Annotated in this window: 13 protein-coding genes; 12 read left to right on the top strand and 1 reads right to left on the bottom strand. The window is 40.2% G+C overall.

What is annotated here, in order from left to right:
- Positions 1-104: 104 nt before the first annotated feature.
- Positions 105-1,007, top strand: coding sequence for a chemotaxis protein (locus BLL40_RS06800; RefSeq protein ID WP_073711149.1), 903 nt, complete (start codon positions 105-107; stop codon positions 1,005-1,007).
- 45 nt (positions 1,008-1,052) lie between these two features.
- Here the strand turns inward: BLL40_RS06800 and BLL40_RS06795 are convergent, their stop codons facing one another.
- Complete coding sequence (locus BLL40_RS06795) at positions 1,053-1,541, bottom strand: YkyB family protein (protein ID WP_073711148.1); 489 nt, start codon at positions 1,539-1,541, stop codon at positions 1,053-1,055.
- Positions 1,542-1,647: 106 nt separating this feature from the next.
- Here BLL40_RS06795 and BLL40_RS06790 point away from each other — a divergent pair, with 106 nt between their 5' ends.
- From BLL40_RS06790 to BLL40_RS06735, 11 genes are all read left to right on the top strand, one after another.
- On the top strand, positions 1,648-3,174 hold the full coding sequence (locus BLL40_RS06790) for a Ppx/GppA family phosphatase (RefSeq protein WP_073711147.1): 1,527 nt from the start codon (positions 1,648-1,650) through the stop codon (positions 3,172-3,174).
- A 19-nt stretch (positions 3,175-3,193) separates the two neighbouring features.
- Complete coding sequence (locus tag BLL40_RS06785) at positions 3,194-5,296, top strand: RNA degradosome polyphosphate kinase (RefSeq protein WP_073711146.1); 2,103 nt, start codon at positions 3,194-3,196, stop codon at positions 5,294-5,296.
- Between the two features lie 332 nt (positions 5,297-5,628).
- The gene (locus tag BLL40_RS06780) at positions 5,629-6,834 is read left to right on the top strand and encodes an EAL domain-containing protein (RefSeq protein ID WP_073711145.1); all 1,206 of its coding nucleotides are present in this window, start codon (positions 5,629-5,631) and stop codon (positions 6,832-6,834) included.
- Between the two features lie 411 nt (positions 6,835-7,245).
- Complete coding sequence (locus BLL40_RS06770; RefSeq protein ID WP_018392199.1) at positions 7,246-7,506, top strand: YkuJ family protein; 261 nt, start codon at positions 7,246-7,248, stop codon at positions 7,504-7,506.
- A 130-nt stretch (positions 7,507-7,636) separates the two neighbouring features.
- On the top strand, positions 7,637-8,077 hold the full coding sequence (cbpB, locus tag BLL40_RS06765; protein WP_073711143.1) for a cyclic-di-AMP-binding protein CbpB: 441 nt from the start codon (positions 7,637-7,639) through the stop codon (positions 8,075-8,077).
- Positions 8,078-8,129: 52 nt separating this feature from the next.
- A complete protein-coding gene (locus tag BLL40_RS06760) occupies positions 8,130-9,581 on the top strand; it encodes an MDR family MFS transporter (protein WP_073711142.1) in 1,452 nt (483 codons plus the stop codon).
- Between the two features lie 4 nt (positions 9,582-9,585).
- Complete coding sequence (locus BLL40_RS06755) at positions 9,586-10,476, top strand: transcriptional regulator CcpC (protein WP_073711141.1); 891 nt, start codon at positions 9,586-9,588, stop codon at positions 10,474-10,476.
- Positions 10,477-10,548: 72 nt separating this feature from the next.
- Positions 10,549-11,259 (top strand): 2,3,4,5-tetrahydropyridine-2,6-dicarboxylate N-acetyltransferase, encoded by a 711-nt coding sequence (gene dapD, locus BLL40_RS06750; protein WP_073711140.1) that lies wholly within the window; start codon positions 10,549-10,551, stop codon positions 11,257-11,259.
- A 69-nt stretch (positions 11,260-11,328) separates the two neighbouring features.
- Positions 11,329-12,450 (top strand): N-acetyldiaminopimelate deacetylase, encoded by a 1,122-nt coding sequence (locus BLL40_RS06745; RefSeq protein WP_073711139.1) that lies wholly within the window; start codon positions 11,329-11,331, stop codon positions 12,448-12,450.
- 224 nt (positions 12,451-12,674) lie between these two features.
- On the top strand, positions 12,675-14,018 hold the full coding sequence (locus tag BLL40_RS06740; RefSeq protein WP_073711138.1) for a cytochrome ubiquinol oxidase subunit I: 1,344 nt from the start codon (positions 12,675-12,677) through the stop codon (positions 14,016-14,018).
- The gene (locus BLL40_RS06735) at positions 14,015-15,037 is read left to right on the top strand and encodes a cytochrome d ubiquinol oxidase subunit II (RefSeq protein ID WP_073711137.1); all 1,023 of its coding nucleotides are present in this window, start codon (positions 14,015-14,017) and stop codon (positions 15,035-15,037) included. Before BLL40_RS06740 ends, BLL40_RS06735 begins: the two co-directional genes overlap by 4 nt.
- Positions 15,038-15,055: the final 18 nt, after the last annotated feature.

Genomic DNA, 15,055 nt, shown 5'->3' with positions numbered 1-15,055 from the left:
AACGTAATGTTTACATTGTTAAGAAAATCTAAATTTTTTAAACATACGCATTTTTTTATTTCATGATATAGTAAAATAAAAATGCGTAAGGGGTCTAATGGCTTATGACAAATGATTATGGAATTTTACTTGAATCAGGCACGAATGAATTAGAAATCGTTGAATTTGAAGTACAGGATAACAAATATGGTATTAATGTCATGAAAGTAAAAGAGATTATTCAACCGATGCAGATCACATTTATTCCACATGCGCATGAACACATTGAAGGAATCATTCAACTACGTGATGAAGTGCTTCCAGTCATCGATATGGCGAAAGTGCTTGGTATGCCTCCATCGGCCAATCAAGCGACAGATAAATATATCGTGACAGAATTTAACCAACAAAAAGTCGTATTTCATGTGCAAAATGTAACGCGTATTCATCGTATTTCCTGGACAGATATCGAGAAACCTTCTGAAATGTATCAAGGCATTGACAATCAAATTATCGGTGTGATCAAAATGAATGAAACGATGATTTTGTTGATTGATTTTGAAAAAATTGTTGTGGATATTAACCCGTATTCAGGTATTCATATGGATCAAATTCAGAGTCTTGGCAAACGAGAACGGTCTGAGAAAAAGCTAATCGTTGCAGAAGATTCGCCGCTGCTGCGTAAACTAATTCACGATACGCTAGTTGAAGCTGGGTATGATCACGTTGAGTTTTTTGAAAATGGTCAGTTAGCATACGATTATTTAGAGTCCACCATTGAACAGGAAAATACATTTGAAAAAGTGCAACTCGTCGTGACGGATATTGAAATGCCAAAAATGGATGGCCATCATTTAACGAAACGTATTAAAGAGCATCCGCAATTAAATAAATTGCCCGTGATTATTTTCTCGTCACTCATTACAGATGAGCTGCGCCATAAAGGAAAAGGTGTTGGTGCAGATGCTCAGGTCAGCAAACCGGAAATTGCCCGTCTTGTGGAATATATTGACGAACTTGCACTGTAAAAGAGAAAAAGGACGCTTGCCAGGCGGGCTGCGTCCTTTTTCGTTCTAATATGACTGTCCAAGCGGTTTAAAAACGGGCTTTGTATACTTTTTATTGCCTGGAGGGTTATATTTTGGCTGATCTTCTTTCATCCCAGTATACGCTTCTAACACTCCTTTTGCTTTTGACAAACTCATCGAGCATCGCGGGTTACGAAATTCCTCATTGAGGCGTCCTAGATGAGGAAGCAGATTGAAGTCTTCTTTGCATGGCGGTATATGGAATGTGTAGTGACCACATTCAACGAGGACGTCGGATTGCTGCCGGCTATGCTTTGGGTTTCGGGAAAAGTGAAGGCCTTTTTTTTTCGCTTTGCCTTCTTTAATCATTTTTAAGAGGGCTTGCTTCTTTAACTGATACAAATACTTTGGATTTGTAGCCGTCTTTGCATGACGGTTAACTGTAAAGATCGCTTTGGCGAGGATATCATCAGATGGGGATTCGGTGAAAGGTTCAGATAATTTACTCAAAATTGTGACTCCTTTCGCATTCATTTTCTTCTTATTATACACTTGTTTAGCCGGATTTGAAAGCAATCATAATGGTTTACATGGTATATTTAAGTGGAAAAGATGAATAAAAAAGAAAGCAGGAAAGCCGATGGAGCACAGTAAAACAGCAATTATTGATATAGGGTCAAATACAGTTCGTCTTGTTATATACAAAGAACAAGGAGTAGGAATTGAGGAATTCCGTAACGTAAAAGCGCCGCTTAGATTAAATCGTTTTCTAGATGAATCGAGCGTGATGAGTAATGAGGGAATAGCGCTACTACTTGAAGCAATGAAAAACTTTCGTGAAGTACTTGATTATTATGATGTAACAGAAGTGGAGTGTACGGCAACTGCTGCAATCCGCCAGGCAAAAAACAGTGATGAAATCATTTGGAAAGTGAAAGAAGAAACCGCTTTTCAAATCCGGCTTTTATCCGGTGAAGAAGAAGCACTATACGGTTTATCAGCTGTATTAAAAACGATGACTCCAGACAATGGCTTGACGATTGATATTGGCGGAGGAAGTACAGAAATTACACTGTTTGAAAATAGAAAATTGAAATATTCATATAGCTTTCCATTTGGTGTTGTTTCACTTAAACAGCTGTTTATTGCAGAAGATCGGATGAAGCCTAAAGAGCAGAAAAGAATGGCGGAATACATTCAAAGTGAACTGTCAAGGTACACATGGTTGCAAAAAGCACCGGATGGTGTTATTGCAGCCATTGGCGGAAGTGCAAGGAACCTTGCGGTTGTGCAGCAATTGAAAGAAAATTATCCTCCTCTTGGTGTTCATGGGTATGATTTAACGTTAGATGCACTTCATAGGTTGCGCGAAGAACTGTCATCATTATCGTATGCAGAACTAGGGAAAGTGGATGGTCTTTCCAATGAACGGTCCGATTTGATTTTGCCAGCGATCGAAGTATTTTACCAGCTGGCCGTACATACGAGTGCAAACGGCTTAATCGTCAGTTCACGCGGGCTACGCGACGGTATCATGCTTGAACGTATAAAAGGCGAACAGTATGAAACAGCAGAAGACGTGAAGCGAAACGGAATTAAACGGCTTTTAAAAGTGTACGGACATGACGATGAGCATCATCATCAAATGATGGTATTGATGGAAAAAATGGTGAATGGTTTTGAAAAAGAAGGTTTACTAAACGTCACAAAGCAAGAACGATTTATAATTGAACAGTCAGCAGCGTTATTTTATCTAGGGGAATATATCTCATCAAGTTCTAAAAGCAGGCATACATTTTACTTGTTAATTAACTCATTATTTGACGGGTTTACACACTCTGAAAAAGCGTATCTTTCATTAACTGCATCCTTCACAAATAATTCGACATTAAAGCAGTATTTAGAAGAATTCAACGGATGGTTTACTAAAGAGGAAATACAAAAAATGCGTGAATACGGTGCTCTGTTGAAACTATGCTACAGTTTAAATAGCTCAAAACGAAGCGTCGTACAGGATCTTGATGTCAAAGAGAAGCAAAATAATATTCTTATTACTGTATATTGTGAAGGCAATGAAATGGCGGAGCGTTACCAGAGTGATAAGCAAAAAAGACAACTTGAAAAAGCGCTGCATAAAGAGATTACGTTACAGTTTAAACAAAAATGATTGAAATGAGGGATGTCCAGTGAATGGACAGGTGGAAAAGGACTTAGCGAATCCAAGTTATTATAACAATCGTGAATTGAGCTGGCTTAATTTTAATGAGCGTGTATTGCAGGAAGCATCAGATTTAAATAATCCACTTCTTGAGCGAATGAAATTTTTAGCTATTTTCAGTTCCAACCTGGACGAATTTTTTATGGTGCGTGTCGCCGGATTGAAGGATCAAGTAAAAGCTGGTTTCAATAAACCGGAAAACAAAGCAGGATTAACACCGAAACAGCAGTTAAAAGCGATTAGTGAAAAAGCACATGAACTGGTGCATACACAAAACCGTATCCTGACAGAAGAAATTTTGCCGGCTCTTGAAGAAGAAGGGTTTCATTTCGTAAAACCGAACGAATTGAATGCTGAACAAAAAAGGTTCCTTCAAGACTATTTTGATAATGAAGTGTTTCCAGTGTTGACCCCGATGGCGATCGATGCGTATCGTCCGTTTCCAATGCTTTTGAATAAAAGTTTGAATTTAGTTGTTATGCTTGAAAATGATGACCCTGAAGCAGAAGCAGACCGTGTAGCAATCGTTCAAGTACCAGGTGTCCTTGAGCGGGTCATTGAAGTACCTTCTGATGCAAAAGGAGGAACGTATGTCCTTTTAGAAAATGTACTTATTCATTTTATTGATCGTATTTTCCAAGGATATACAGTGAAAAATGTAAACATGTTCCGGATTACGCGAAATGCAGATATGGAAATTCATGAAGAAGGCGCACGCGATTTGCTTCTTGAAATTGAAAAAGAGTTGAAAAAGCGGAAATGGGGAGCCGCGGTCCGCCTTGAAATTAAGTCACAGGATTTCGATCAGCATGTGCTTGATTATTTATTGGATGAACTCGAAATCCATTATAGAGACGTATATGAAATTGAAGCTGCGGTCGATTTAACCTTATTCTTCCCTTTTACGAAAAAATTAAGTTTATTGAGGGAAGGATTAACGTACGAAACGTTTATTCCACAGCTTCCGGAAGATTTATCATCGCGTGAAGATGTGTTTGAAAAGACATTGCAGCAAGATATTCTGTTTTACCATCCGTACGAGTCGTTTGAACCGGTCGTCGATTTTATTTCACAGGCAGCGGACGACCCATCAGCACTTGCGATTAAAATGACATTGTATCGCGTTAGCGGCGATTCACCGATTATTGAATCGCTGAAACGAGCTGCGGAAAAAGGAAAACAGGTGACGGTACTTGTTGAATTAAAAGCACGTTTTGATGAAGAAAATAATGTACAATGGGCAAAAGAGCTCGAAAAGGCAGGATGCCATGTTATTTATGGAATGCATAATTTGAAAACACATAGTAAAATCACGCTCGTCGTCCGTAAGCTTGCGGGACGAATTGAACGATTCGTTCACCTTGGCACGGGGAACTATAATGATGCGACGGCGAAAATATACACAGATCACGGGTTAATTACGTCGAAAAAAGAGTTTGGTATTGATGCAACAAATTTCTTTAACTATTTGAGCGGCTATATGGATAAGCCAAAATATAATCATCTTGTCGTCGCACCATATGACATTCAAGAAGCATTTATTAAAATGATTGAAGAAGAAATTGAGATTCATAAAAAACACGGTAACGGCCGTATTATTGCGAAAATGAACTCATTAACAGACAAACGTTTGATCATGAAATTTTATGAAGCGTCAAATGCGGGTGTTCAAATAGACTGCATTATCCGTGGTATATGCTGCATGAAGCCAGGGATACAAGGCGTGAGTGAAAATATTCGCGTCATTAGCATCATTGGTCGTTTTTTAGAACATAGCCGCATTTATTACTTTCATCATGCAGGTAAGCGGAAGGTGTATTTATCATCCGCTGATATGATGACACGTAATATGATTAAACGAGTGGAGATTTTATTCCCCATTATAGAAGATGAATTAAAAGACCGTTTAACAAATTTCCTTCAATTACAATTATCAGATAATGCAAAAGCACGTTACCAAGATAGTGAAGGGAATTTTCATTATGTGGAACGTAATAAAGGCGATGTATACATTAACAGCCAGATGGAATCGTTAACGGCTGCGTATCGAGTAAGAGAAGACGAAGAATAAAGTGAAACAGGAACTCAAGTAAAGAGCGCCGCGTCCTGCGGCAATACTTGAGTGACCGGCTTCAGCCGGCCCGAACCAATCGGGCTTTTACGGACAGTTGATCCCCCGTTTATCCTTCTTTTCTTTTCGAAGTTTTGAAACGGGGGTCTTACTGCCCGTTAATGCGAGATAAAAAAAGAAAAGCTTCGTATAGAAATCAGTTCGCTTATTGAATTTGTCTACCCCCTATAGGAAGACCCGGCCTTAATTTAGGCCGGGTCTTCTCATGAAAGCATAATCGAGAAAAGTCATGTATAATAATAAGCGATTTGATGGAAAAAGGGGGTCCTTCAATGGACGCACTGGAAATAATGAGTAATCTTGACCGAGTTATCCCATATTATCAGCCGATCTTTAGCGCTGATGAACATAAAATTGCTGGCTATGAAGTACTTGGCCGTTATATGGATGGAGAGACGGCAAAGAGTCTTGGCGGCTTTTTTCATGATGAAGATACACCGGATGAATACCGCCATGAAGTGGAAGATGTTATTTTAAAAAAAGCGCTTGATGCGTATACAACTGAAAAACAGAAGTCGTTTCTATTTATTAATCGGCAGGTATCAGGACTTCTCGAAGACTACGGTGAATCGTTTCTTGCGATCATCGAAAGCTATACAGATAAAGGGATAACGCTTGATAAAATTGTACTTGAAATTTCGGAAGCAGAATACAGCGCTTCGCTGGATAACGTTTTGCGCTATTACAAGACGCTCGGCATCCGTCTGGCAGTAGATCATCTTGGCGAAGCAGAAGGCGATATTCGGCACTTTGCTAGTTACTCCCCAGATATATTAAAAGTAAGTCTGCAGGCGCTCCGCAAAGATGCTGGAGATCAAACATATAAAAACATAGTTTATTCTCTATCTATGTTTGCAAGGAAAATTGGCGCATCCCTTTTATTTGAAACAGTAGAAGTCGAATATCAACTGCAATATGCATGGAAAAATGGCGGACGCTATTATCAGGGGTTTTACCTTGCTGAACCATCCCCTATATTTTTAAATCCAGATCAGTTAAAAGCGATGTTGCGGGAGAAATGCAGTCAGTTTATTTCCTATGAAAAACAGGCACTAAACAGTGTATATACATTAGCAGATAAAATTGAAATGGAGCTCGATACGATTTTGTCCAAATCAAAATCAGCTTCTAAAGAAAAACTATTGGAAGAAATAGGGCAGCATTTTGATGACATGTGTTTTCGCCTTTATATATGCGATGAAAATGGTTTTGAACTGACACCCAACTATTTTAAAAAAGAAGGCGAGTGGGTGTTTCAGCCGGAGTATTTCGATAAAAACTGGAGCTGGCGTCCTTATTTTCTAGAAAATATATTAAGAATGCGGAAAAAGGGTGGAGGGCTTATTTCTGATTTGTATAGCGACATTGAAACGGGAGAAATGATTCGTACGTTTTCGTACCCAATCGGAGATAATCAATATTTGTTTTTCGACATACCTTATGAATTTTTATATGATCAGGAAGGGCTTTTGTATTAGCGTATAAGAAGAAGGGCAACGGGGGAGACTAGCAAATATCACGAAGAATGAGAAGGTGGCTATCATCGCATTTTTTCTAATTGGTTTAATCATTTTGCTTGCTGGATTTTTCGCTACAGTGGCCGCCGTGAGGCGAGCATCATCTGGGAAAGTTAAGGATGAAGAACCAGGCCTACTCGTACGCAATCATCCTTATGCACTCAACCCAATTATCTGGACGTACGTGGTCGTTGCAGTGATTTGTGCAGGTATTATACTCAACGTTTGGCTTAAGGGGCGCTAATTTTGGCGTCTCTTTTTGAGCGAAATCGATGAAAAAGAGAGAGAAAAAATGTTGGATTATCAAATAGATGTATGGTATATTTCTTGTGCTTACTTAATGGACTACGAATCGAAAGGGGTCGACAATATATGTCGCAACTAGTTGGAATTGTGCAGCGTTTAAAGTCATTGCAGGAGGGCGGAGAGCAGGGCGAAGTGCAACAACGCCTTTTTGAGTTGAACGGAAAAATGCTTTGTCAGGTGAAATACTTCCCGAATAAAGATACATTTGAACTTGAAGTATATGATAAAGACGGTAAAGGAAGTAAATATCCTTTTGATGATATCGATATGACCGCAATTGAAATTTTTGAACTGCTTCAAGAGGCGAAACAGCAGGAACAGGCATAAGACAGCTGCCATTTGTGAGCCGAATCTTTTTAATTAAAAAGAACGGCTCGTCTGCCTGGCGTATTGCTTATACGGTTTGCTATAATGAAAGATAAGTTAAGCGCTTACAAAAGGAAAAAGGAGAATCAAGATGATTTCCTTCACAAACAAAGATGTATTACAGACAAATATAATGGATTACATTATTCCAGGGGAGAAAGTAGCATTCGTTCAACGGGGTAACAGCCTTGAGCATGCGCTTCTCATTTTGACAAAAAGTGGCTATACGGCGATTCCTGTACTGGACACAAAGTACTGTCTTGAAGGATTAATCAGTATTCCGATGATCACGGAAGCAATACTGGGTCTTGAACGAGTTGAATTCGAACGGCTTGAACATATGAAAGTGGAAGAAGTCATGGCAATGGATAAGCCAAATTTAACAGTTCATGATCATTTTCGAAAAGCACTCGGTCTGTTAATAAATCATCCTTTTTTGTGTGTGACCGATGAAGAAGGTTATTTTGAGGGGATTTTAACAAGGCGGGTCATATTAAAACAGTTGAATCATTACATTGATCAGCTGAATTAACGAGGATCTGCCGAATCGGCAGGTCTTTTTTTGTTGAAAGAAGGATCAAACTATGAAAGAAAGACAAACGAACCGGCCGCTCGTACTAGTTGCTGTGATGATGGCAATGTTTATGGGTGCGATTGAAGCGACAATTGTGGCGACAGCCATGCCGGATATTGTAGCTGAACTTGGTAGTTTTTCATTATACAGCTGGGTATTTTCATCCTATTTGTTAATGAATGCAGCGACGGTTTTAATATACGGAAAATTTTCCGATATTTTTGGACGCCGCCCGGTTTTATTTGTCGGGATCGCGATTTTTTTAATTGGCTCTGTTTTATGCGGCTTTGCGGCATCGATGGAGCAAATGATTCTATTTAGGTTTATACAAGGAATAGGTGCTGGAGCGGTCATGCCGGTGGCGGCAACGATTGTGGGTGATATTTATACGAAAGAAGAACGAGCGAAAGTACAAGGTTATTTAGCTAGTGTATGGGGTATTTCTGCTGTATCTGGTCCCGCGCTGGGAGGATTGCTCGTTGAATTTGTTTCGTGGCGTTGGGTGTTCTGGATAAACGTGCCGATTGGCATTATTTCGATCATTATGCTTTTTCTTTTTTTAGATGAACAAGTAGAGAAAAAGAAACCGAATATTGATTACATCGGAACGGTTTTGTTTTTAATAAGTATTTCATCTTTTATGTATCTTCTTGTCGAGGCAGGGAAAACCGAATTTATGATTCCTCTTCTCATTGTCGGTATGATTTCACTCGTTTTCTTTGTTTTTCATGAGCAGCGGACCCCTGTGCCGATGATACCATTTCATTTATGGAGAATGCGTCCGATTTTAATTGCCAATCTTGTATCATTGATGACAGGGATTATGCTGATCGGCATTTCGACCTTTTTACCAATGTATGTGCAAAGCGTAATGGGCAAAAGCGCAACGGTAGCAGGGTTTACATTAACCGCTATGTCTATAGGCTGGCCGATTGCTTCATCGTTGTCTGGAAGGCTTCTTTTGTTTATTGGCTACAGGACGACGACATTGATTGGTGGTGCGGCGCTGCTTGCGGGTGGACTTATGTTCGCTTTTATGGATCCATCTTACGGTCCATGGTGGGCAGCAGCTTCATCCTTTGTAACAGGTATTGGCATGGGTCTGACTTCAACAGCCTTTATTGTCTCCATTCAAAACGCCGTCGACTGGCATGAACGGGGAGCGGCAACGGCATCAAATATATTTATGCGCAATATTGGCAATACGATTGGTGCTGCTCTTCTTGGTGGTGTATTGAACATCCGTCTTACTACTTACTTGCAAAACAATCAGAATGCATCTGATAATTTAACCATTGATTCCATTAATGAGCTTCTTGGAGAAAATGGTCAGATGAGTGAATCTGCCCGTTTTATTTTAAGTGAAGGGTTGACAACATCCCTTCACATCGTATATTGGGTTGTCTTTTTATTTGCAGTGGTCTCGTTCATATTGCTGTTGTTTTTGAAGAAAGGGGAATAAGAAAATGTCCTTTTCAGAATTCCGTTTGTTAACGGTGCTTGCAGAAGAAATGAATATGAGAAAAGCGGCCGAGCGTCTTTTTGTCTCTCAACCGGCACTTTCTCAGCGCCTTCAAACGATTGAAAAAGAATGGGCGTACAAAATATTTAACCGTTCAACAAAAGGACTGTCTTTAACGCCTGCAGGTGAACTTATTGTTGATTATGCAAAAGAAACACTTGAGAAAAAAGAACGATTGCTCGAAGAATTGCAATCACTAGAACCACACGTACATGGAACTCTAAAAATTGCTTGTGCAAGTATTGTCGGTCAAAATTGGCTGCCAAAAGTATTAAAACTCTTTGTTGAACGATATCCGTATGCGAAAATTCAACTTATGACGGGCTGGAGCAGTGAAATCTTAAAAGAGCTGTATGAGGGTGACGTTCATATTGGGATCATTCGAGGCACACCTGAATGGAAAGGCAGGAAAATTCATTTGTTCGAAGATCCGCTTTATTTAGTCGATAAAGATATTCAGGATGTAGAAGAAGTGTTAACGACAGAAAAACCGTTCATCCAATTTAAAAGTGATTCAAACTACGATCAGGAAATTCAAGAATGGTGGCATAATCGATTTCAGGTGACACCAAAGCGTTCTATTGTTGTTGATCAAATTGAAACGTGCCGGCAAATGGCGTTTAATGGAATCGGCTATGCAATTTTACCGGCGATCACGCTTTCAAATCAAGAAAATAATTTGTATAAAACGCCGCTTCTAGACCGCGATGGAGAACCGATCCAGAGGGATACGTGGATGCTTGGCTATGATGCTGCATTTGAACTCCGGCAAGTGCAGGCATTTGTTGAAACAGTTGAACGGTTTATGGAACAATCGAATGAAAATTACTTGTGAAAATTGCTTTGCTTTGGTAGAGTAAAGGCAGAAAAAATTTAATATAAGCAGTCCGGGGAGGGATACATAATTATGAAAATAATGGATGCTCATGAAATCATTTCATTTATTAGTAACAGTACGAAATCAACACCAGTTAAAGTATATATAAACGGTGATGTGGAAGGAATTAATTTTGGCGCTTCTGCGAAAGTGTTTGGTGAAGGGAAATCCGTTGTCGTATTTGGCGAGTGGGCTGAAGTATCAGAGGCTCTTGAGCAAAATAAAGATAAAGTCAAGGACTACGTTGTTGAAAACGACCGCCGCAATTCAGCGATCCCGCTTCTCGACATGAAAAATATTACAGCGCGTATTGAGCCAGGTGCTATCATTCGTGATCAAGTTGAAATTGGTGACAATGCGGTCATTATGATGGGTGCTTCAATTAATATTGGCGCTGTTATCGGTGAAGGCACGATGATTGACATGAATGCAATACTTGGCGGTCGGGCAACTGTTGGTAAAAACTGCCACGTGGGCGCCGGAGCTGTGCTAGCGGGTGTTATTGAGCCGCCATCCGCATCACCGGTTGTGCTTGAAGACAACGTATTAATTGGTGCAAATGCTGTCGTTCTTGAAGGCTGCCGTATTGGTGAAGGTTCCGTTATCGCAGCAGGTGCTATCGTAACAGAAGATATTCCTCCATTCTCGGTTGCTGTTGGAGCACCAGCACGCGTTATTAAACAAATTGATGCTAAAACAAAATCAAAAACAGAGATTATTCAAGAACTCCGCAAACTGTAAGAGCGGTAAGGGAAGAACGCGTGGGCAGTTGCCTACGCGTTCTTTTTAAAAAAGAGGAGGACTGTACACATGAACCATTTTGTCAATATCCGCCGCGATCTCCATCAAATTCCCGAACTAGGCTTTAAAGAGGAGAAAACACAGCAATATTTATTGAACTATTTACATACATTGCCGCAGGACCGAATGGAATTAAAAAAGTGGCGTACCGGCATTATTGTGAAAATAAAAGGCTTGAACCCGTCGAAAACAATCGGTTGGCGTACGGATATTGATGGTTTGCCTATTACGGAGAAAACAGATCTCCCGTTTTCATCGCTACATGAAGGCCGGATGCACGCCTGTGGACATGACTTTCATATGAGTATTGCTCTCGGTGTTGTTACGTATTTCGCCGAAAATCCGATCAATGATGATCTTGTTTTTATCTTTCAGCCGGCAGAAGAAGGGCCGGGCGGCGCAGAACCGCTCATGGCATCTAAAGAATTAAAAGCATGGATGCCTGATGAAATTTATGCACTACATATTGCGCCGGAACATCCCGCAGGCACTATTGCAACAAAGCAAGGTCTTTTGTTCGCGAATACGTCCGAGTTATTTATTGATTTTAAAGGAAAGGGCGGCCATGCAGCTTATCCGCATGAAACTAAAGATATGGTTGTTGCAGCGTCATACTTTGTTACACAGCTTCAATCGATCGTGTCTAGAAACGTCGATCCGCTCGACAGTGCAGTCGTGACAATTGGTAAAATGACAGCTGGTACGGTGCAAAATGTCATTGCAGACCATGCGCGTTTAGAGGGGACGATCCGTACGTTGTCACCGGAAGCAATGAGGAAGGCAAAAGCACGTGTTCAATCGCTATTAAAAGGCATTGAAGCATCTTTTGAATGCGAGGCGGAAATTGATAATGGCAGCGGCTACTATCAAGTATTTAATGATCCAGAAGTGACGGACCGATTTATTCAATTTGCCAAAGCGCAAACCGATATTCAGTTTATTCATTCACGTGAAGCGATGACTGGTGAAGATTTTGGCTTTATGTTAAAAGAAATACCGGGCATGATGTTCTGGCTGGGCGTTGGTTCTGAATACGGCCTTCATCACGCCAAATTGAACCCGGATGAAGCTGCTATTGAAACAGCAATCTCGTTTATTACCCGCTATTTCATTGCCCTTGGACATAAGTGATTTATATAGAAGAATGTTCATCGAGGCCTAACAACTAAGTTAGGTCTCGATCGATCTTTATACATGAAAGAAGGTAAACGAAGAGATGACGTTTTTTTATATATGTTTGTGAAATTTGTCACAAAATAGTCATACCCCATTTATAGCATTGTTTTTGTTTTCAGTTTACAATACGAGTAGCATGATAATTTTATTTAAATTGAATCACTCGGGAGGTCATATAAATGGAACTCGATAGTGTCATGCTCAGTCGGATGCTAACAACGATGACATTAATGTTTCATATTATTTTTGCGATGATTGGTGTCGGTGTACCGGTGATGATTGCGATTGCTGAGTTTATCGGTATTAGGAAAAACGATCCGCATTATTTACTATTAGCAAGACGCTGGGCGCGCGGCTTTACAATTACAGTCGCTGTAGGTGTTGTAACAGGAACTGCAATTGGTTTACAGTTGTCACTGTTATGGCCAAGTTTTATGGAAGTAGCAGGGCAAATTATTGCTTTGCCTTTATTTATGGAAACATTTGCATTTTTCTTCGAAGCGATCTTCCTTGGCATTTATTTGTACACATGGGACCGGTTTAAAGGAAAATGGACACATTGGCTTTTAACGATTCCAATTATGATAGGGTCGTCGGCGTCTGCTTTGTTTATTACAACTGTGAATGCATTTATGAATACACCACAAGGGTTTGATTTAAAAGAAGGTCAGGCGATCAACATTGACCCGATAGCAGCAATGTTAAATCCAGCAACACCATCAAAAGTGTTTCACGTCGTTTCCACATCATATATGACGTCAGCTGCCCTTTTAGCAGCGATTGTGGCATTTGCCATTTTAAAAGGAAAACGCGGTCAATACGAGCAAAAAGCGCTTCGTTTAACGGTTACGTGCGCGTTAGTATTCTCGGTCCTGACAGCCATTGCGGGTGATGTATCAGCCAAATTTTTAGCAGAAGTGCAGCCGGAAAAATTAGCAGCTGCTGAGTGGCATTTTGAAACAGAAGAAGGAGCAGATATTATTTTCTTCGGAACACTTAATGAAGATGGAGAAATAGAAAACGAAATTCGTGTACCGAAACTGTTGAGCTTTCTTGCAGGTAATTCGTTTGACACGGAAGTGATCGGGTTAAATGAGACACCTGAAGATGAACGGCCGCCGCTTTGGATTCATTATATGTTTGACATCATGGTCAGCATTGGTATGTTCGTCATGGCGATAACGGCGCTCTTTGTTATTATGAGCAAAGTGAAAAAATGGAATGAACTAAATAAGCCGCTTTTATGGGCGATTGTTGCATCAGGACCGCTATCTTTAATTGCGTATGAAGCAGGCTGGATTTTAGCTGAAGTCGGGCGTCAGCCATGGATTTTACGCGGTTATATGAAAGTAGCGGAAGCGGCAACGAGGAGCGATGATGTTGGCATTACGTTTATCATGTTTGCTTTGCTTTACCTAGTACTCGGTGTCATGACAGTGATTGTGTTGATTAAAATGTTTAAAAATTCGCCGGCGGAAGCGGAACTTGAAAAACGCTTTCCAGATGGGGGTGGATCCGCATGAATTTAGAACTTCTCGGGATCACGGTTTTATGGACATTTTTATATGGTTATTTAATAGTGTCGTCCATTGATTTTGGTGCCGGTTTCTTCGCTTTTTATGCGAGATGGAAGAAAAAAGACCATATTATGAATGATCTTATTTCACGTTACTTATCACCTGTATGGGAAGTAACAAACGTTTTTTTTGTCTTCTTTTTCGTCGGTATTGTCGGTTTTTTTCCGGCTACGGCTTACTATTTTGGGACAGCACTTCTTATTCCAGCAAGTGTCGCAATTATTTTGCTGGCGATTCGAGGCTCGTTTTATGCGTTTAATAATTATGGATCGCGTGAGAGTATGCTATACCTTTTCTTATACGGAGCGACCGGATTATTAATACCTGCTTCGTTGTCAACCGTATTGACGATCTCAGAAGGGGGCTTTTTGGCTGTTAGTACAGATGACAAAGTGACCTTTCTTGCTAAAGAATTGTTCACAAGCCCTTTTTCATGGAGTGTCGTCCTTTTATCCATCGTGTCGGTCTTGTATATTAGTGCCACGTTTTTAACGTATTATGCAGATCGTGCGAATGATAGACAAGCACGCCGGACGATCCGGCAGTTTGCACTGTTCTGGAGCATGCCGACAATTGTAGCCAGCCTTCTCGTCTTTATATCACTGCAAATGCACAATCCGGAACATTATAATAAAGCCGTAACAGAGTATTGGTGGATGTTCGGGTTATCGCTCCTCTGCTTTGGTATTGCTTCTTGGTTTATTTATACAGGGAAAAGATATGGTACAGCATTTATTATGGTGATGATGCAATTTTTCTTCGCCTTTTTTGGCTACGGGGCTTCTCATTTGCCATACATTTTGTATCCGTATATTACAGTCCATGAAAGTGTAACAAATGAAACGATGGCATTGGCGCTCGTTATTGCGTTTATTCTTGGCTTGCTCTTGCTTATTCCGTCACTTATCTTACTGATGAGACTTTTCCTCTTTGACGCAGACTATGTGAAAGGGAAAAAAAAATAAGGGAAATTTGGCTAGGTT

Origin of the sequence: Domibacillus mangrovi, assembly GCF_001906925.1 — a bacterium.
Lineage (GTDB): Bacteria > Bacillota > Bacilli > Bacillales > Domibacillaceae > Domibacillus > Domibacillus mangrovi.
Note: the sequence above shows the minus strand (reverse complement) of the source record. Positions and strands in the feature narration are given on the sequence as shown.